Origin of the sequence: Dyadobacter sp. 3J3 (assembly GCF_009801115.1) — a bacterium.
In the GTDB taxonomy this organism is placed as follows: domain Bacteria; phylum Bacteroidota; class Bacteroidia; order Cytophagales; family Spirosomataceae; genus Dyadobacter.
This window is the reverse complement of the sequence record NZ_VTOL01000014.1, coordinates 96,329-115,879: the sequence shown is the minus strand read 5'-3', so window position 1 is coordinate 115,879 and position 19,551 is coordinate 96,329. Positions and strand designations below refer to the sequence as shown.

The 19,551-nt window shown below is 40.3% G+C and carries 23 protein-coding genes; 21 read left to right on the top strand and 2 right to left on the bottom strand.

Going from position 1 to position 19,551, the window contains the following annotated elements:
- The first annotated feature begins 6 nt into the window (after positions 1–6).
- Together FZF08_RS25530 and FZF08_RS25525 are read left to right on the top strand one after the other, a co-directional pair.
- A complete protein-coding gene (locus tag FZF08_RS25530) occupies positions 7–1,035 on the top strand; it encodes a type IX secretion system membrane protein PorP/SprF (RefSeq protein WP_159475494.1) in 1,029 nt (342 codons plus the stop codon).
- 130 nt (positions 1,036–1,165) lie between these two features.
- Entirely contained in the window at positions 1,166–1,954 is a 789-nt protein-coding gene (locus FZF08_RS25525; RefSeq protein WP_159475491.1) for an NIPSNAP family protein, read from the top strand.
- A 185-nt stretch (positions 1,955–2,139) separates the two neighbouring features.
- On the opposite strand, the gene murQ is transcribed toward FZF08_RS25525, so the two are convergent.
- Positions 2,140–2,943 (bottom strand): N-acetylmuramic acid 6-phosphate etherase, encoded by an 804-nt coding sequence (murQ, locus tag FZF08_RS25520; protein ID WP_159475488.1) that lies wholly within the window; start codon positions 2,941–2,943, stop codon positions 2,140–2,142.
- Positions 2,944–3,278: 335 nt separating this feature from the next.
- Between murQ and ilvD the strand changes: the two genes are divergently transcribed.
- The 6 genes from ilvD to ilvN are packed head-to-tail and all read left to right on the top strand — an operon-like array spanning position 3,279 to position 8,175.
- Positions 3,279–4,964, top strand: coding sequence for a dihydroxy-acid dehydratase (gene ilvD, locus FZF08_RS25515; protein WP_159475485.1), 1,686 nt, complete (start codon positions 3,279–3,281; stop codon positions 4,962–4,964).
- A gap of 34 nt (positions 4,965–4,998) precedes the next feature.
- Positions 4,999–5,235 carry a CopG family transcriptional regulator gene (locus FZF08_RS25510; RefSeq protein ID WP_159475482.1) on the top strand — a complete coding sequence of 79 codons (237 nt, stop codon included), beginning with the start codon at positions 4,999–5,001 and terminating at the stop codon, positions 5,233–5,235.
- Positions 5,232–5,564 (top strand): type II toxin-antitoxin system PemK/MazF family toxin, encoded by a 333-nt coding sequence (locus FZF08_RS25505; RefSeq protein WP_159475479.1) that lies wholly within the window; start codon positions 5,232–5,234, stop codon positions 5,562–5,564. Before FZF08_RS25510 ends, FZF08_RS25505 begins: the two co-directional genes overlap by 4 nt.
- A gap of 6 nt (positions 5,565–5,570) precedes the next feature.
- Entirely contained in the window at positions 5,571–5,783 is a 213-nt protein-coding gene (locus tag FZF08_RS25500) for a hypothetical protein (RefSeq protein WP_159475476.1), read from the top strand.
- A gap of 43 nt (positions 5,784–5,826) precedes the next feature.
- Complete coding sequence (ilvB, locus tag FZF08_RS25495; RefSeq protein WP_159475473.1) at positions 5,827–7,587, top strand: biosynthetic-type acetolactate synthase large subunit; 1,761 nt, start codon at positions 5,827–5,829, stop codon at positions 7,585–7,587.
- A gap of 54 nt (positions 7,588–7,641) precedes the next feature.
- The gene (gene ilvN, locus FZF08_RS25490; protein WP_159475470.1) at positions 7,642–8,175 is read left to right on the top strand and encodes an acetolactate synthase small subunit; all 534 of its coding nucleotides are present in this window, start codon (positions 7,642–7,644) and stop codon (positions 8,173–8,175) included.
- 106 nt (positions 8,176–8,281) lie between these two features.
- Here the strand turns inward: ilvN and FZF08_RS32115 are convergent, their stop codons facing one another.
- Positions 8,282–8,413 (bottom strand): hypothetical protein, encoded by a 132-nt coding sequence (locus FZF08_RS32115; protein ID WP_255463704.1) that lies wholly within the window; start codon positions 8,411–8,413, stop codon positions 8,282–8,284.
- 88 nt (positions 8,414–8,501) lie between these two features.
- Between FZF08_RS32115 and ilvC the strand changes: the two genes are divergently transcribed.
- The 13 genes from ilvC to leuB all read left to right on the top strand — a co-directional run bounded on the left by ilvC (position 8,502) and on the right by leuB (position 19,446).
- Positions 8,502–9,548, top strand: coding sequence for a ketol-acid reductoisomerase (gene ilvC / locus FZF08_RS25485; protein WP_159475467.1), 1,047 nt, complete (start codon positions 8,502–8,504; stop codon positions 9,546–9,548).
- Between the two features lie 224 nt (positions 9,549–9,772).
- The gene (locus FZF08_RS25480; RefSeq protein ID WP_159475464.1) at positions 9,773–9,943 is read left to right on the top strand and encodes a 2-oxoisovalerate dehydrogenase; all 171 of its coding nucleotides are present in this window, start codon (positions 9,773–9,775) and stop codon (positions 9,941–9,943) included.
- 137 nt (positions 9,944–10,080) lie between these two features.
- A complete protein-coding gene (ilvA, locus tag FZF08_RS25475; protein WP_159475461.1) occupies positions 10,081–11,340 on the top strand; it encodes a threonine ammonia-lyase IlvA in 1,260 nt (419 codons plus the stop codon).
- A gap of 62 nt (positions 11,341–11,402) precedes the next feature.
- Positions 11,403–11,711 (top strand): nucleotidyltransferase family protein, encoded by a 309-nt coding sequence (locus tag FZF08_RS25470; protein WP_159475458.1) that lies wholly within the window; start codon positions 11,403–11,405, stop codon positions 11,709–11,711.
- Positions 11,692–12,033, top strand: coding sequence for a DUF86 domain-containing protein (locus FZF08_RS25465; RefSeq protein WP_159475455.1), 342 nt, complete (start codon positions 11,692–11,694; stop codon positions 12,031–12,033). The genes FZF08_RS25470 and FZF08_RS25465 overlap by 20 nt, the downstream gene beginning before the upstream one ends.
- 10 nt (positions 12,034–12,043) lie before the next feature.
- Positions 12,044–12,892, top strand: a complete 849-nt coding sequence (locus tag FZF08_RS25460) for a helix-turn-helix transcriptional regulator (RefSeq protein ID WP_159475452.1) — start codon at positions 12,044–12,046, stop codon at positions 12,890–12,892.
- 73 nt (positions 12,893–12,965) lie between these two features.
- A complete protein-coding gene (locus tag FZF08_RS25455; protein WP_159475449.1) occupies positions 12,966–13,172 on the top strand; it encodes a DUF2683 family protein in 207 nt (68 codons plus the stop codon).
- A complete protein-coding gene (locus tag FZF08_RS25450) occupies positions 13,169–13,459 on the top strand; it encodes a type II toxin-antitoxin system RelE/ParE family toxin (RefSeq protein ID WP_159475446.1) in 291 nt (96 codons plus the stop codon). The genes FZF08_RS25455 and FZF08_RS25450 overlap by 4 nt, the downstream gene beginning before the upstream one ends.
- A 252-nt stretch (positions 13,460–13,711) precedes the next feature.
- Positions 13,712–15,115 carry a 3-isopropylmalate dehydratase large subunit gene (gene leuC / locus FZF08_RS25445; protein WP_159475443.1) on the top strand — a complete coding sequence of 468 codons (1,404 nt, stop codon included), beginning with the start codon at positions 13,712–13,714 and terminating at the stop codon, positions 15,113–15,115.
- A 143-nt stretch (positions 15,116–15,258) separates the two neighbouring features.
- Complete coding sequence (locus FZF08_RS25440) at positions 15,259–15,561, top strand: GxxExxY protein (RefSeq protein ID WP_310590615.1); 303 nt, start codon at positions 15,259–15,261, stop codon at positions 15,559–15,561.
- 194 nt (positions 15,562–15,755) lie between these two features.
- On the top strand, positions 15,756–16,352 hold the full coding sequence (leuD, locus tag FZF08_RS25435) for a 3-isopropylmalate dehydratase small subunit (protein ID WP_159475440.1): 597 nt from the start codon (positions 15,756–15,758) through the stop codon (positions 16,350–16,352).
- A gap of 80 nt (positions 16,353–16,432) precedes the next feature.
- Positions 16,433–18,007, top strand: coding sequence for an alpha-isopropylmalate synthase regulatory domain-containing protein (locus FZF08_RS25430; RefSeq protein WP_159475437.1), 1,575 nt, complete (start codon positions 16,433–16,435; stop codon positions 18,005–18,007).
- Positions 18,008–18,375: 368 nt separating this feature from the next.
- Complete coding sequence (gene leuB / locus FZF08_RS25425) at positions 18,376–19,446, top strand: 3-isopropylmalate dehydrogenase (protein WP_159475434.1); 1,071 nt, start codon at positions 18,376–18,378, stop codon at positions 19,444–19,446.
- The last annotated feature ends 105 nt before the right edge of the window (positions 19,447–19,551 follow it).

Below are 19,551 nucleotides of genomic sequence, written 5' to 3'. Positions count from 1 at the left end.
TTTTGTATGATAAAGCGTTTACTCTCTATTATTTTTATGACACTGCTCAGCCTCGAAGGTTGGAGCCAGGACCCTCAATTTTCCCAATTTTATGCTAACCCATTGTACCTCAATCCCGCTTTGGCAGGTGGGGCGCTGGCTCCAAGACTTACTGCCAATTACCGGAATCAATGGCCTGCACTTTCTGCCAATTTTGTGACTGCTTCTTTTGGCGCGGATGTTTTTCTTCCAAACTATAACAGTGGTATCGGGATTCAAGTCACAACGGATAGCCAGGGCTTGGGAAATCTAAAAGCAACGGATGTAGCTTTACAATATGCATACCAGATTTCACTAAATGATGTTACTTCTTTAAGACTTGGTATTCAGGGTGGTTTTTCTTCACGCTCGTTGGATTATTATGGATTAACTTTTGGTGATCAGTACAATAACGGCGGACTTACCGGTACGCCATCAGCAGATCCTTTTGCACAAGGCGGCCCAAATGTTAGTTATGCTGATTTCTCAACTGGTATGATGGTCTATTCTGACTGGTATTGGGCGGGTTTATCGGCGCATCATATTAACCGGCCGAATCAGGCATTTAGTGGTACTGAAGCAAGGCTTCCGGTAAAAGCAAGTTTGCAGGCCGGTTTGAGAATTCCTTTTGCAGGTTATACATATTTGGGAGACGAGATTGATAAGGAAAAAACAATTTCGCCCGCTATCCTTTACAAAAAACAGGGAAAATACGATCAGCTGGATGTCGGCATGTATGTAACTATCGAACCTTTGGTATTGGGTATGTGGTACCGCGGAATTCCTTTTAAAAAATACGAGCCCACTATTAATAATCATGAATCACTGGTATTTTTGGCTGGTTTTCGTCAGGATAAATTTTCGATCGGTTATAGTTATGACTTAACGATTTCAACTTTGGGCGCTGGAAGTGGCGGAGCTCATGAAATCTCACTATCCTATATTTTTGAACCGCTCACACCTAAGCCGAAACGTTCAAGAAGTAATAAACACCAGCTTTCATGTCCTAAATTCTAGGATTTGGAAAACATATCTTTATAAAAAATGCAGACGCTCCGGTTTCTGCATTTTTTGTTACAGTATAAATCTGAATCTCATCTCTTTTCGATTAAAAACTTATCCCGTATCCAAAAGCATTATTTATTTTATGAACAATCCCCAAAAACGAAGTTTTCTTTTTAGCTTTTTCATGCTGGCTCTAACCGTTGGCGCAATGGCAAGTGCTCCGAAAAGAGAATATTATGAGATAAAAATATACCACGTAAAAGACAAAACTCAGGAAACAACCGTTGAAAACTACTTAAAAGATGCCTATATCCCCGCAGCACACCGCGCAGGCATTAAAGACGTGGGAGTTTTCAAACCCGTACCGACGGATTCCATGAGTGGAAAACTGATCTATGTTTTTACGCCAATTGCTTCTCTGGATCAATTAGTCGCGCTTCCAAAAACAATGGAAAAAGATGCTAAATATCTGGCAGCGGGAAAAGAGTATATTGATGCTCCTTTTAAAAATCCACCTTACACCCGAATTGAAACAACAATTTTACAGGCGTTTACGACAATGCCGACGCATTCAAAACCCAATTTAAAGAGTGCAAAAAATGAGCGCGTGTATGAAATGCGTAGCTACGAAGGACATACGGAAAAAATTTATCAGAATAAATTGAAGATGTTTAATGACGGAGGTGAAGTTCCACTTTTTGTAAGGTTAAACTTCAATGCCGTTTTTTATGGTGAAGTAATTGCAGGCAGCCACCAGCCTAACCTGATGTACATGACTACTTTTGAAAACAAGGCAGATCGTGACGCACATTGGAAGTCTTTCAGTGATGATGCAGAGTGGAATAAATTGAAAGTGAATCCGGATTACCAGAATAATGTTTCAAAAAATACAAGCTTTTACATGTATCCTACTGAATATTCGGATATCTAAGATTGTTTAAATAATTTCAAAAAGAAGGTCAGGATTGTAGAGATTTCTCTAGTTTTCCTGACCTTCTTCTTTTATTGAAATACAAATTCCGATCTGCGACGACACGGAAAATATAACTGTATAATAGAAAATATTTTAAGTTAATCAAACATTTCATATGGTATGAAAAATTTGATTAGGAACCATTATTTTCTCACAGCCTCAATCGCCCCACGAACACTTCCATATTGATCCAGCAACGACTCAGCCTCGTCTGGAGAAACACCTAATTCATCTATAATCATGTGGATAGCACGGTTTACCAGCTTTTCATTGGTCATCTGCATATCCACCATTTTGTTTCCCTTTACTTTTCCTAAACGGATCATCACAGACGTTGAGATCATATTCAGAACCAGTTTTTGAGCAGTTCCGGATTTCATTCTTGTACTTCCTGTCAGGAATTCAGGACCAACAATCACCTCAACCGGAAATTCACATGCTTCTGCCACTGGTGAATTATTATTACAAACGACACAACCTGTTAACAAACCCGCTTTTCTGGCTTCATTTAAACCACCAATGACGTATGGCGTACGACCAGAAGCTGCAAGTCCAATTAAGGTATCATCTTCGGTCAAATGATATGCATCCAAATCAATCCAGGCCTGGTTCCAGTCGTCCTCAGCATTTTCAACTGCTTTTCTGATTGCAATATCACCGCCGGCAATAATGCCAACAACCAGATCAAAAGGAACACCAAATGTGGGCGGGCATTCTGAAGCATCCACGACACCAAGGCGGCCGCTTGTTCCGGCACCGATATAAAATAAACGTCCGCCTTTTTTCATACGCGGAACAATCTGCTCGATGAGCGCTTCTATCTGAGGAATTACCTTTTGAACAGCATTCGGAACGGTTTGATCTTCGCGATTAATGGAGTTCAAAATTTCATTGACACTCATCTGATCAAGATCATTATATAAAGACGACGATTCGGTTGTAAGCATGGAATGTTGCATTGATTGAAATCCAAAATTAATTATTTTCTGTGAACGATCCTTTACCAAATAAATAATATGGGATTTATCTAAGTATATCGGCAAATATTTGGCCTAAAATTTGGAAAATAAAAAGATAGGCTCCTAATTTGTAACACCAAGTTAAAGTTAGCGAAATTTCGCTAAAAGTAATATTTACGTTTTCCTATTGATTTATGTTAATCGTACGTTCCATCTTCCTCCTGATTGTAGTCACGTCCCCGACGTGAGTGAGATGTTAACGGCATATATCCGCACCTCACTCACCCGCTGAGTGAGGTGTTTTTTTATTATATCAATTCACCATGGCGACAGAACTAAACAGATTTTCGAAAACCCTAACCCAGGAAGTTACTAATCCGGCAGCTCAGGCGATGCTTTACGGCATTGGATTAAAAGAAGAGGATATGGCAAAACCACAAATTGGAATTGCCAGTACAGGTTACGAAGGAAACCCTTGTAATATGCACTTAAACGGTCTTTCTGTTTATGTAAAACAAGGAATTACGGCTAATAACATGGTCGGCCTGATCTTCAATACCATTGGCGTTTCCGATGGTATGACAAACGGAAACGACGGAATGCGTTATTCACTTCCGAGCCGTGATATTATTGCAGATTCAATTGAAACAGTTGTTGCTGCGCAATGGTATGATGGTGTGATCGCTGTTGTGGGTTGTGATAAAAATATGCCCGGCGCCGTTATGGCCATGGCGCGTCTGGATCGTCCTGCGATAATGGTCTATGGCGGAACAATACGTTCCGGACATTGGAAAGGACAAAAACTGGATATTGTTTCTGCTTTTGAAGCACTTGGTAAAAAATTCGCTAACAATATTTCTGACGAAGATTTTAAAGGCGTAATACAAAATTCAATTCCTGGCCAGGGTGCTTGTGGCGGTATGTATACTGCAAATACAATGGCAGCTTCGATTGAAGCAATGGGATTAAGTTTGCCATTCAGCAGCTCTTATCCAGCGACGCATACCGGCAAACAGGAAGAATGTAAAAAAATCGGTGCGGCAATGAAAAACTTGCTTGAACTGAACATTACACCAAGAGACATTATCACAAAAAAATCGCTTGAAAATGCTTTGACACTGGTTATGGCATTGGGTGGTTCTACGAACGCAGCATTGCACTTTCTTGCGATTGCCCGCGCAGCAGATCTTCCTTTGACACTGGATGATATTCAGGCAATTTCGAACAAAGTTCCTTTTATCGCCGATCTTAAACCAAGTGGAAAATATTTCATGGAAGACATCCTTGAAATTGGTGGAGTTCCTGCGGTAATGAAATATTTGTATTCAAAAGGAATGATTCATGGTGAATGTTTGACTGTGACAGGTAAAACATTGGCAGAAGATTTAGCCGAAGCACCGGATCTTGATTTTGATACACAAAAAATTATTTTCCCTCTGGAATCTCCGATCAAAGCTTCGGGACACATTCAGATTTTATATGGCAATTTGGCTCCAACGGGTTCTGTTGCGAAAATTACTGGAAAGGAAGGTTTGACTTTCGACGGCGAAGCAAAAATCTGCGAGCATGAAACAGAAATTATTACCATGCTTTCCAAAGGCGAAATTAAAGCAGGTCACGTGGTTGTAATCCGTAACGCAGGACCAAAAGGCGGACCAGGTATGTCAGAAATGTTGAAACCAACTTCTGCGGTGATGGGAGCCGGGCTGGGTGATAAAATTGCATTGATTACAGATGGGCGTTTCTCAGGAGGAACACACGGATTTGTGGTAGGACATATTACTCCGGAAGCTTTTGATGGCGGACCAATCGCGCTTGTAAAAGATGGCGACAGAATTACCATTGACGCAAATACGCGCCAGCTTACGGTTCATATTTCTGACGAGGAAATGGCGACACGTAAAGCAGCATGGGTACAACCAGAGCCAAAATTCACAAAAGGTATGCTGGGAAGATATATCCGAACGGTAAAATCTGCCAGTGAGGGATGTGTTACTGACGAAGCATAAATATTGTTTATATTTACAAAAAGTATTTACAACTATGCAAGTCACATACACCAGCAAATTACCGGACACACTACTCAAGGAATTAGAGTCCGTAGCAACCAAGTTGAAGACAAGCAAAAAAGATGTTATTGAAACGGCGCTTAATCATTATTTCGAAGAAATAAAAAAAGCAGAATACATAGCCTCTTTTAAAAAAGCAAAGGGAGAGCCGGAGATAATTGAACTTGCCGAGGATGGCTTGGAAGATTATCTAAAAATGATTGAAGAATGAAACAAAGAGAAATCTGGTGGGCTGACTTAAATCCGGTGCAAGGCAGCGAACAGCGTGGCAAAAGACCAGTTGTAATCATCAGTGGCAACACAATGAATGATCATTTGGATATCGGAATTGTTTGCCCTTTGTCATCAAAAATCAAAAATTTTGCTGGTTGTGTGATTTTGAAAAAAGACCATGTAAACCGGTTGGAGCAGGATTCTGAAATAATTTCATTTCAGGTAAGGACTATTAGCAAAAGTCGCTTGATTAATAAAATCGGCCAAATAACTGATGATGAATTGCGTCAGGTTAAAATTGGCCTGAACGAAATTTTGACATACTAAAACGGAGTGGACGAACAAACATTCAAATTGGACAGAACAGCTTTTCATGCCGGAACACATGAAGAAACTGAAAAATACTATGCGAGAAATCAGCCAAAAACGTCAGTTGAAAGATTGATGGCGGCTAACTATCTCAATAGTAATGCTTTCCAATTCGACCTGGACAATCCTCCGAAAATGGATAGAACTGTTTTCTCAATGCGAAAACACGAATTATAAAATTGAGATTGAAAAAATTCATCCGACTAAATAAGTAGAGGTCATGGAATTTAATGAAAACCAAACACAAAAAACCGGAATCGCTGAGCGGCCTGTTTCGGTAGCAGCACCAGAACTGATCAACGGTTCTCATGCACTGATCCAGTCATTGATTATCGAAGGCGTCAAAACGATCTTTGGATATCCGGGCGGTGCGATCATGCCGGTTTACGATGCAATTTATGATTATCAGGAACAAATTAATCATATTCTAGTACGTCATGAGCAAGGTGCCGCACACGCAGCCGAAGGTTTTGCCCGCATCACCGGCGAGGTTGGGATATGTTTGGCAACATCAGGCCCGGGCGCTACAAATCTGGTAACCGGAATTGCAGATGCAATTATTGATTCAACACCGATGGTTTGCATCGTTGGTCAGGTTGGATCTCATTTGCTGGGAACGGATGCTTTTCAGGAAACGGATATTATGGGTGTTACCATTCCAATTACAAAATGGAATTACCAGATCACCAATCCGGATGAAATTCCTGAGATTATTGCCAAAGCATTTTATATAGCAAAATCTGGCCGTCCTGGTCCTGTATTGATTGACATCACAAAAGACGCGCAGCTGAAATTGATGTCAAAACCATTTGACTATAAAAAATGCGAAAAACTGCTTAGCTATCGTCCACGCTTGTCGCCAAAAGAAGAGCAGGTGGAAGCGGCTGCTAAGCTTATTAACGAATCTAAACGTCCGTTTTTATTTTTCGGCCATGGCGTACAAATCGCTCATGCAGAAAAGGAATTATTGCAATTCATTGAAAAAACAGACGTGCCTGCGGCTTCAACCTTGTTAGGACTTTCCTCGGTTTCTGTTGACCACCCGAATTATGTGGGCTGGTTAGGCATGCACGGAAACTACGGTACGAACGTATTGACTAACCAATGTGATTTAATTATTGCCATTGGTATGCGTTTCGATGACCGTGTGACGGGTGATTTGAGCCGTTATGCGAAACAAGCCAAAGTTATTCATATCGAAATTGATCCGGCAGAAATTGATAAAATTAAAAAAGCAGACGCACCGGTAGTAGGTGATGCAAAACGCGCTCTTGAAATGCTTTTACCACTCGTGAAAGAAAATAATCACGAAGCGTGGAGAGCAGAATTCAAAAAATTCGATGCGATTGAGGACGAAAAAATCACGCAGCCAGAACTTGCTCCGACTACGGAAAAAATAAAAATGGCGGAAGTTATCCGTACGCTTTCCAATAAAACAAAAGGTGAGGCGGTAGTTGTAGCCGATGTTGGTCAGCACCAGATGATGACGGCGCGTTATTATCAGTTCAAAAAAGCGAATTCATTCATCACTTCGGGTGGATTAGGAACGATGGGTTATGCGCTTCCGGCAGCTTTTGGAGCAAAAGTAGGCGCACCTGAACGTGAGGTTGTTGCAATTATTGGTGACGGTTGTTTCCAGATGACGATTCAGGAATTAGGAACGATTGCACAAAGTGGCTTGCCTGTGAAAATCATCATTTTGAATAACAATTTCCTGGGCATGGTTCGTCAATGGCAACAGCTTTTTCATGCAAAACGCTATTCATTTGTTGAGCTTCAAAACCCTGATTTTATCACGATTGCAAAAGGTTTTGGTATAGACGGACATACCTGCGGTGCGAGAGAAGATCTTAACGATTCGCTTGATAAAATGCTTGCTTCCGACAAACCATATTTACTGGAAGTAATGGTTGAAAAAGAAGAAAACGTATTCCCGATGGTTCCAACCGGAGCTTGTGTAGCGGATATCAGACTGGAATAATGTAAATGAATTTTCAGAAATCACTTGCATTTTTTCACTAGACATTAAAGAATCATGACAACTTACACCATTTGCGTATTTACGGAAAATACGATTGGGATATTAAATAAGATTACAACCATTTTCACCCGTCGCCGGATTAATATTGAAAGTCTGACGGTTTCGGAAACGGAACGTAAGGGAATATCCCGCTTCACCATCGTCATTCGTCATGAATCACGCGAAGCTGTGGAAAAACTTGTTCGTCAGATCCGTAAGATCATCGAAGTGCTTGCCGTTTTCGGTTATCTGAACGACGATATCGCTTACAATGAAATCGCGATGTTTAAAATTTCAACGCCAATCGGTGCAAAACCGCTTGATATTGAAACGATTAATAAAACGTACAAAGCCTGGGTTGTATACTGGCACCTGACTTATGTGATCATTCAGAAAACAGGTACAGAAGAAGAAATTTTCGAATTCTTCAACTATATCAAACCGCACGAAATCCTTGAATTTGTACGCTCGGGGCGAGTTGCGGTAAGCAAATCTCCTCAGACACTGGTGGATTACCTGCCGGAAGCGGAGTGGGAATATTATATGTAGGAATTGCGCTCATGCCTTATTCTAAATCAGGAGGCACTTCCAGAGCCCATTTTTAGAATAATAAGCAATGATTGCTATAAACAGAATGCTTCTCCGAAGCGCTTGATTAAGCAATTTGAACAGGCAAACGCCAGGAAAGAGCAACCTGTTTATGAAATAAAGCGATTAGCCCTGGAAGGGCTGCCTGTTTGTAGAACCAAATAATTCCAGCTTTGGCAAAACTCCTTAGGAGTTGCATGTCTGGCAAATGTTAACAAAGAAATATCAAATCCATTTTTAGTAATATTGTCCTTTAATTAAGTAATCAATAATTCAATTAATAATCAATGGCAAAATTAAATTTCGGCGGGGTCGAAGAAGAAGTAGTTACCCGCGAAGAGTTCCCACTAGAAAAAGCTCGCGAAGTACTATCTACTGAAACCATTGCCGTGATCGGATACGGTGTTCAAGGTCCTGGTCAAAGCTTAAACATGCGTGACAACGGATTTAACGTAATCGTTGGACAACGTAAAGGTGGAAAATCATGGGACAAAGCGATTGCTGACGGATGGGTTCCTGGCGAAACACTTTTCGAACTTGAAGAAGCTTTGGCAAAAGGAACAATCATTTGCTACCTTCTTTCTGACGCCGCTCAAATCGAATTATGGCCAACTGTTAAGGCTAATTTGACTGCCGGAAAATCATTGTATTTCTCACATGGTTTCGGTGTAACTTATAAAGACCAAACTGGAATTATTCCTCCTGCCGACGTAGATGTATATCTTGTCGCACCAAAAGGATCAGGAACTTCTCTTCGTCGTTTGTTCGTAGAAGGAAAAGGTTTGAACTCATCTTTCGCTGTGTTCCAGGATGCAACCGGTAAAGCACGTGAAAAATGTATCGCTATGGGTATCGGTGTTGGTTCAGGATATTTGTTCGAAACTGATTTCTACCGTGAAGTAACATCTGACCTTACAGGTGAGCGTGGAACTTTGATGGGTGCTATCCAGGGAATTTTTGCTGCTCAGTATGAAGTGCTTCGTTCAAACGGACACACGCCATCAGAAGCTTTCAATGAAACAGTTGAAGAATTGACTCAATCATTGATGCCTCTTGTTGCTGAAAACGGTATGGACTGGATGTACGCAAACTGCTCTACAACAGCGCAACGTGGTGCGTTGGACTGGTGGAAACCATTCCGTGATGCTACTAAGCCTGTTTTCGAACAGCTTTACAACTCTGTAAAATCAGGCGAACAAGCTACTATTTCCATCACACGTAACTCACAACCTGACTACCGTGTGAAATTGGAAGAAGAATTGGCTGAACTTCGTGAATCAGAAATCTGGCAGGCAGGTGCTACTGTACGTAGCCTTCGTCCGGAGCGCGGATAATTCATTGATTTTAAGTCAGATTTCTTTTAGAAATTTGAGAAATATATACCCCTGATTTCGTTAAGAGTCAGGGGTGTTTTTTTAGCTTCTAAATCTTTTTTTCTCCATATTTTATCAATTTAGATTTTGTGATTGAGTATCATTTGCTCAAACTGTTAATATGGCAGTTCAAATTGCTGTCTGATTCAAAAAATGTATATTTGGTAAGCAACTAAGACAATATCATGAAGGAAATAGTTTTTTTAATAAATCAAGCCGAAGAAGGTGGATATACGGCCAGAGCGTTAGGGGAATCCATTTTTACAGAGGCAGAAACTATGGAAGCACTTAAAATTAATATTCTGGAAGCTCTTGAATGTCATTTTGATATCGCTAATCCTTCAACATTATACTAATATCCCCAATCACAAACCCATAAAAATAAATACTTTACGTGGTATCGTTAAAGATATTGCTGAACACCTTAATAAAGATCCAAAAGTAATTTTTGAATTGTTTTTTGGTCAATAAATAGTCATTGCACTCCGAAATAATGAATTCTTCATCTCAAACATCACCAACACTCGACAACATTTTTCTCGCTGCCGAACGGCTTCGCGGAATCATCAATCATACTCCATTACTTTACAATGCTCATCTTTCGGAGCAGTATGAAGCTAATATCTATTTAAAAAGAGAAGACCTTCAAACGGTTCGTTCGTATAAAATCAGAGGCGCTTATAATAAAATGGCGAGTCTGAGTGCCGAGGCATTAGCCGGAGGTGTAGTTTGCGCAAGTGCAGGAAATCATGCACAGGGCGTTGCTTATGCATGTCGGAAAATGGAAGTGAAAGGCGCCATTTTTATGCCAACAACAACACCGGCACAAAAGGTAAAACAGGTTCGTTTATTTGGTAAAGAATGGGTCGATGTGCACTTGGTAGGTGATACTTACGACGACGCCTACCATGCTTCAGTTGAATATCAAAAAGAAAACAATGCCACTTTTGTCCATCCTTTTGATGATTTGCAGGTTATTGAAGGACAAGGAACTGTGGGATTGGAAATATTTAAAGATGCCAATTTCAGGATTGATTATCTGTTGATGGCGATTGGAGGAGGCGGATTAGCCTCAGGCATTTCAACGGTTTTCAAACAACTTTCACCAAAAACACAGTTAATTGGCGTGGAACCGCTTGGTTCTCCAACGATGCAGAAATCCATTGAAGAAGGCCATGTTGTAACGCTCGACCATATTGACAAATTTGTGGACGGCGCCGCTGTTCGTCGGGCGGGAGATATCACGTTTGAGATTTGCAGTAAAAGTCTGGATAAAGTTCTACTGGTGCCGGAAGGTAAAGTTTGCTCGACAATTCTTCAATTATATAACGAAGAAGCGATTGTAGCCGAACCGGCTGGTGCATTAACCGTTGCTGCGCTGGATATGGTGAAAGACGAAATTAAAGGAAAAAATGTTGTCGCTTTAATCAGTGGCGGAAATAATGATATCACACGCACAGAAGAAATTAAGGAGCGCTCGCTGCTTTACGAAGGATTAAAACATTATTTCATCATCCGTTTCCCACAACGCTCAGGCGCGTTCCGTGAATTTTTGAATGTGCTTGGACCTAATGATGACATCGCACGATTTGAATATGTCAAGAAAACGAACCGTGAACAAGGGCCTGCATTGGTAGGTATCGAACTAAAAAATCGTGAAGACTTTGAGCCGTTGATCGAGCGAATGAATGAGAATCGGATAGTGTATGAATATTTGAATGATCAGCCTGATTTGTTTCAGTTTATGGTTTAGATTATTAAGTATCAGATATGGCTATTAATTGTTAACTTTAAGTTTAGTAATCCAAATCTCAGATGGTACAAAACAAGCAAGAGGTGTTTCGGTTGATTCAAAATCACAAGCCAGCTATTCAACAATTGGGTGCAGAAAGAATTGGCCTTTTTGGATCATTTGTTCGTGAAGAACAAAAAGAGGGAAGTGACGTTGATCTTATTGTTGAATTTAAGGAAGGAAAAAAAACCTATCGAAATTTCATGAACCTTGCAGATTATCTGGAAACTTTACTAAATAGAAAAGTTGAACTTATGACTTGGGAGTCGTTAGCTTCATTTGTAAAAAGAAACGTTCAAGAAGAAATAGAATATGTCACCTTCACTGATTGAGTTTTTGCAGCATATTGAGGGTGAGCTTATTTTTATTGAAAAAAATACATCTAAGCTGGACTTTGAGGAGTTTATAAATAATGATTTGCTAACAAAAGCAATTGTTAGAAGTTTTGAAATAATTGGCGAAGCTTGCAAAAGAGTACCCGATGAGGTCAGAATTAGATACCCTTTATTTGACTGGCGTGGATTTGCAGGATTGCGAGATCGTATGATTCACCATTATTGGGGAATTGATTATGCTCTTCTCTGGGACGCCATTTTAACAGAAGTTCCTTTCAATCTACTTTGGATAAAGTTAATTATTGAAAGAGAACAATAATTGAAAACCTTTGTTACGCGTCCCAACCCACATAAGCTCCCAGGAATTTGAGTCTTTAAAGATTCAGGATATGACTTTCGTTGCCTATCGCAATGAGGTATATCCTTCCCGTTACGAGGTTTTTTTTGAGGAACATGCAGTGATTGTGGTTCTGGAAGGAGAGAAAAAGTTCAGTAGCCCGACGCAGGAAGTTTATGTTGAAAAGGGAGATATTCTGTTCATTCAGCGCGGTTTTTATCTGATGTCGGAATCAATCAATGAATCTTACAAAAGCCTTGTTTTCTTTTTTGATGAAAAGTTGCTGAAAGAGTTTGTCAATCTTCACCCGGAACTTTTTAATGCTGACGAAGCGACAAATACTCTTGAAAATCCCATTCTGCCCCTAAAATCAGATGAGAACTTCGAAAAGTTCATTCAATCTGTCTTTCCCTATTTCAAGTCAAGAACAGAATTGAAAAACCATTTTCTCCGGCTCAAATTCCAGGAATTATTGCTACACCTGCTGGAATTGGACAAATCAAGACAACTGAGAGCAAATCTTTACAGTTTGTATATTGGAGAAAAAGTAGATCTGTCGTTTTTGATGAACAGTTATTATCTCAAACCGCTTACTCTGAACGAACTCGCCAGATTATCGGGCAGAAGTTTGTCTGCCTTCAAACGAGATTTTCAGGAAGAATTCAAAACCTCACCTGCCCTTTGGCTAAAAAATAAAAGGCTAGATTATGCCGACTTTTTATTACGAAATAATACGAAAAACGTTACGGAAATCAGCACGGAAATTGGCTATGAAAGTGTTTCACATTTTATAAAAATGTATAAGGAAAAGTTTGGGGTGACGCCTAAGAAGCATGGGTAATTCAGTATAATTTTATTCTGAATCAATTTGTTATCTTTGTCTATACTCCCTGTAATATAAAACTACACACAACTTGGAAACACTAATCATCCACCCGACAAAAGAGCAAGAAAAAGCAATTATTGCTTTTCTTGAAGCAATGCATGTCACGTTTGAAAAAAGAAGCGACTTCCTTCCAAATCATGTAATCGCAGGCATCGAAAAAGGCCTGAAAGATGTGACCGAGGGAAAAACAATGTCGCTTAACGAATTTAAGCAAAGACGTTCCTCTTTGAGATGAGGTATGAAATTATTCTGACACAAACTGCGATTGAAACTTACGAAGCAATTTTTGAACAGATTCAAACCGGCTGGGGTGATAAAGTCGCGGGTAAGTTTGAAGTAAAGATGTTTGAAGTATTGCATCAGATTTCACAAACACCATTAATTTTTAAGTCTATTGTAGAAAAGGCGACTGTGCGAAAAGGACTAATAAATAAAAACTGCTCCTTTTTCTATGAGGTTAACGGAAATGAAATTCTGATTTTATTTTTCTGGGATAATAGACAAGATCCGTTATTCACATAGGTAGTCTTCGACTGGACAATTCCTATCTATTTTTAAAAATTTCCCAGAAATCAATAAAGATTTCCGCCCAACCTACCTTTTCAAACCAAAAACACTATTTTTTGAACGTTTCCCGTTATACTTAATTGAAGTATTCTGATGAAATTTGTTCTCCTGATTATTTTACCGGTCAAGTTCCGGTTTAAGCAGCGCCTTTTTGGCTGTCTGTCAGTAAATTATAATATTAGTTACCTATTTCACCATAAATTGAGAATGAGTAATCAAGCGAATACCCTTTTTGACAAAGTGTGGGATTCACACGTTGTTCGTAAAATTGAAGATGGCCCGGACGTGTTCTTCATCGACCGCCATTTTATCCATGAAGTAACCAGTCCGGTTGCTTTCCTGGGACTTGAAAGCAGAAATATTGGTGTAATCTATCCGAACCGTACTTTCGCAACGGCTGACCACAACACACCAACTATCAACCAACACCTACCTGTGCAAGATCCACTTTCAGCAAAACAGCTGGATGCATTGGAGTCAAACTCAGCAAAATACGGTATTTCACACTGGGGTTTGGGTAATGTGAAAAATGGTATCGTTCACGTTGTAGGACCTGAAAATGGTATTACTTTGCCCGGGATGACGATTGTTTGCGGTGATTCGCATACATCAACGCACGGTGCATTTGGCGCGATTGCTTTCGGTATCGGTACTTCTGAGGTTGAAATGGTGCTTTCTTCTCAGTGTATCATGCAGCCAAAACCAAAGAAAATGCGTGTAAACGTAAATGGTAAATTGGGTAAAGCAGTTACTCCGAAAGACGTAACATTATATGTCATTTCAAAATTGACAACGGCTGGTGCTACGGGTTATTTCGTAGAGTATGCCGGTGATGTTTTTGAAAACATGAGCATGGAAGGCCGTATGACGGTTTGTAACATGAGTATCGAAATGGGTGCCCGTGGTGGTATGATCGCTCCAGACCAGACTACTTTCGATTATATTGAAGGTCGCGAGCAAGCTCCAAAAGGCGAGAAATGGGACAAGGCACTAGCTTACTGGAAAACATTGAAAACAGACGCAGATGCTGTTTTTGACAAAGAATATACTTTCAACGCAGAAGATATCGAACCGATGATCACATACGGAACAAATCCGGGTATGGGTCAGGGAATTTCACGTAATATTCCTACATCAGAGCAAGTTGAAGGGGGAAAAGCAACATACGATAAGTCATTGAATTACATGGGTTTCCATGAAAACGAATCGATGTTGGGCAAAAAGATTGACTACGTTTTCATCGGTAGCTGTACAAACGGCCGTATCGAAGATTTCCGTGCATTTGCTTCCATCGTAAAAGGACGTAAAAAAGCGGATAATGTTACGGCTTGGGTTGTTCCAGGTTCACATATCGTCGAAGCGCAGATCAAAGAAGAAGGAATTCTTGATATCTTAACCGAAGCAGGTTTCGAACTTCGTCAGCCAGGGTGCTCTGCATGTCTAGCGATGAATGATGACAAAATTCCTGCCGGTAAATATGCGGTAAGTACGTCAAACCGTAACTTCGAAGGTCGTCAGGGCCCGGGTGCACGTACGCTTTTGGCTAGTCCATTGGTAGCAGCTGCGGCGGCGGTAACGGGAGTTGTTACGGATCCTCGGGATTTGCTGTAATTGGCATTAGGTTACACAGAGGTTCTCAGAGCGGCCGCCGCGCGGTTAAAAGGAGGGCCACAGAGGTTATTTTTTAACCATCCCTGTGTGACGCTAGTATCAATTTGTGGTATATGGTATTACATCATAACCACAAATTAATAATGGAAATCAATGAAATTACCGGAGATATTATTGGATGTTGTATCGAAATTCATAAGGAATTAGGTCCCGGATTGCTTGAATCTGCTTATGAAGAATGTCTCGCATACGAATTAAATAATTCGGGTTTATATTTTGAAAGACAAAAGGCTCTACCTATTCGATATAAAGAAATTCAAATCGAATATGGTTACCGGATGGATTTCATCGTTGAAAATCAAGTAGTAGTAGAATTGAAAAGTGTTGAAATTATTAATAACGTTCATACAGCTCAAATTCTCACATATATGAGATTTCCGAAATGAACGCAGGCTTATTAATCAATTTCAATGTTTCAGTATTGAAAAACGCTATAAAAAGATTTATAAATTGACCGTGATCCAGAGAACCATAGAGTTCAAAAAGAGAGCCACGGAGATTGGGTCTGATAAAAAACAAAATCTCTGCGTCCCTCTTTCAACCTCAGTGAACCTCTGTGTAACCTAAAAACATTAAAAAAATGGCTTACGATAAATTCACCATATTAAAAAGTACGGCAGTTCCTTTGCCGATTGAAAACGTTGATACGGATCAGATCATCCCGGCACGTTTCCTTAAAGCGACTAAACGCGAAGGATTTGGAGACAACCTTTTCCGTGACTGGCGCTACAACGGCGACGACACGCCTAAGGAAGATTTTGTTTTGAACAATCCGATTTATTCAGGCAAAATTCTTGTAGGCGGACGCAACTTCGGAAGCGGATCAAGCCGCGAGCATGCTGCCTGGGCGATCTACGATTACGGTTTCCGTTGTGTAGTTTCGAGTTTCTTTGCAGATATATTCAAAGGTAACTCCCTAAATATCGGAATCTTACCAGTTCAGGTTAGCGAGGAATTTCTTGATAAAATATTTTTGGCAATCGAAGCAGATCCGAACGCAGAGCTTGAAGTGAATCTTCCGGAACAAACAATTACAATTGTTGCTTCCGGTGAAAACGAAAAGTTTGATATCAATGGCTACAAGAAACACAATATGATCAACGGTTTCGATGATATTGATTATTTGCAAGCTATGAAAAACGAAATCACGGAATTTCAAGCACAAAGACTATATTAAATAGCTTTCGGTAATCGGCTTTCGGCGATCGGCTTCCCGCTGTATTGTCCGACAGCCGATCGCCGACAGCCGACTGCCCCATGAATAAACGCTATATAGAAATAATGGACACGACACTCCGGGATGGAGAACAAACATCCGGTGTGTCGTTTTCGGCATCTGAAAAGCTGACGATCGCTCAGCTTTTGTTGCAAGAAGTAAAAGTAGACCGTATCGAAATCGCTTCGGCGCGTGTTTCCGAAGGCGAATTTGAAGCAGTCAAAAAAATTACAAACTGGGCAAATCAAAACGGTTTTATTGATAAAATCGAAGTTCTAACTTTTGTGGACGGTGATGCATCTATCAACTGGATGCTAAATTCAGGCGCAAAAGTGATGAATCTGCTCACCAAAGGTTCATTGAACCACCTCACTTTTCAGTTAAAAAAGACTCCACAGCAGCATTTTGAAGATATTGAACAGGTCATTGAACTTGCACAATCCAACGGGATAAGCTGTAATGTTTATCTTGAAGATTGGAGTAATGGCATGCGTACTTCCCGTGAATACGTTTTTGCAGCGCTCGACTTTTTGACAAAACAACCCGTAAAACGCATTCTTTTACCCGATACGCTGGGTATCCTTACACCTTCTGAATCGTACGAATTTGTAAAATCAATCGTCGACCGTTATCCTGATAATCATTTTGAATTTCATGCGCATAATGATTATGATCTGAGCATTGCTAACGTGATGGAAGCAATTCGCGCGGGTGCACATGGACTTCATTTGACTGTAAATGGTATGGGTGAAAGAGCTGGAAATGCTTCTTTGGCCAGTACCATCGCAGTTATAAAAGATTTTATGCCGGAAGTTGAAACTTCGGTTGTTGAGCGATCATTATATAAAATCAGCAAGATTGTTGAAACATTTTCAGGTATAAGAATTCCTTCCAACCGGCCGATTGTTGGCGAAAGCGTTTTTACACAAACTGCTGGTATTCATGCAGATGGAGATAAGAAAAACAATCTCTATTTCAGTAATCTGATGCCGGAACGTTTTGGAAGATTACGTTCTTATGCATTGGGTAAAACTTCAGGAAAAGCGAATATTGAAAATAACCTCAAAGATCTCGGGATTACATTAACAGATGCCGACCTCAAAAAAGTAACCCAGCGGATCATCGAGCTTGGCGACAGGAAAGAGGTTGTAACGCCAGAAGATCTTCCTTACATCATCTCTGACGTGTTGGATAGCAATGCAATTGAAGAGAAGGTTGTCATCCTGAATTATGTGTTAACGCATTCGAAAAATCTGAAACCATCTGCAACTTTGCAGATTAATTTTGGCGATGAGATTTTTGAGGAAAACGCGCAGGGTGATGGTCAATATGATGCGTTCATGAATGCATTGAAAAAGATCTATGCGAAAAAGGGAATTTTATTGCCAATGTTAACGGATTATACCGTGCGAATCCCGCCAGGAGGAAAAACAGATGCGCTTTGCGAAACGATCATTACCTGGGAAATAAATGGTAAAGATGTAAAGACCAGGGGCTTGGATTCCGACCAGACGGTTTCTGCGATTCAGGCAACGCAGAAAATGTTGAATTTGTTGGGTGTTCCGAATACAGTAAAGCTGACGCCGGAAATCGCTGCCGAATTGCAAAAAGTTTAATTCTTTGTCTTTCGAGTGAGGTTACTGTGCATGTAGAGTGCCACCCTTTCAGGGCTAAATTTTCGCAGTAGAATATATTTGCTATAATACTGACATCCCTTCGGGATTGTGGACGATACCAGGAAATGTTCCCCTGCGAATAAATTTTGGGGGAATTCGTTAAAAATGTAATGTCGCCAAAAACAAAAACAAGGGTTTGCCTGCTATTACAATCCCGTAAGGGATGACATTATAATAGCAAACCAATTGAACATAATGAAATATAACCCCGAAGGGGTGACATAGGAATTTTTAAAATCTAAATCAAAACCATAATAAACCGTCACGCCATTTTACCGGCCAACGTATTATAAATTTTAACGATAATAATGAAGAAGAACATCTTAATAGTACCAGGTGATGGTATCGGACAGGAAGTAACAGAAGTAGGGAAAAAAGTTTTACAGAAAATTGCTGAGAAATTCGGACATGAATTTAGCTACGACGAAGCACTGATGGGCCATGTTGCGATTGAAGCAACCGGAAATCCGCTTCCTGATGAAACCTTGGCAAAAATGCGTGCTTCGGATGCTATTTTATTCGGAGCCGTAGGTCACCCAAAATACGATAACGATCCGACTGCGAAAGTTCGTCCTGAGCAAGGGTTACTTAAAATGCGTAAAGAACTTGGTTTATACGCCAATTTGCGTCCTATTAAGTTATTTGATGAGCTTCTTGGTGCTTCTTCGATCAAGCCAGAAATCCTTAAAGGCTCTGATATTCTTTTCTTCCGCGAACTGACCGGAGATATTTATTTTGGAGAAAAAGGTCGTAAAAACGACGGAGATACAGCGTATGATATTGCTGAATATAGCCGCTATGAGGTAGAACGCATTGCCCGCAGAGCTTTTGAAGCGGCACGGACACGTGGCAAAAAATTATGTTCTGTTGACAAAGCAAACGTTTTGGAAACAAGCAGACTATGGCGTGAAGTTGTTCAGGCTCTTGCTCCTGAATATCCGGATATCACAGTAGAACACCAATTCGTTGATTCCGCTGCGATGATGCTTATTAAAGATCCTCGTCGTTTTGATGTGGTTGTAACAGCAAATTTATTCGGTGATATTTTGACCGACGAAGCAAGTCAGATTGCAGGATCTATGGGCATGTTAGCGTCTGCCTCGGTAGGTGACAGCACAGGTGTTTACGAGCCGATCCACGGTTCCGGACATGATATCACAGGAATGGGCGTTGCTAATCCAATGGCTTCGGTTCTTTCTGCTGCTTTGCTTCTTGATATTTCTTTTGGTTTGAAAGCTGAGTCTGACGCCATTATCTCGGCTATTGATCAGGTTTTGAAAGCTGGTTTCCGTACGCGTGATATCGCTGATTCAACCACTGCACCAGAATTTATTCTAGGAACAGACGCAATTGGTGAGGAAATTTTGAAACGTATTTAATATAAAAAATAGGATTCCTTATAAAATACATCTTTTTTTGAATTTTCATTAAGAATGATTTGTGCAACCAAAATCTTCTTAGTACTTTGCAGAAGAAAATCGCAG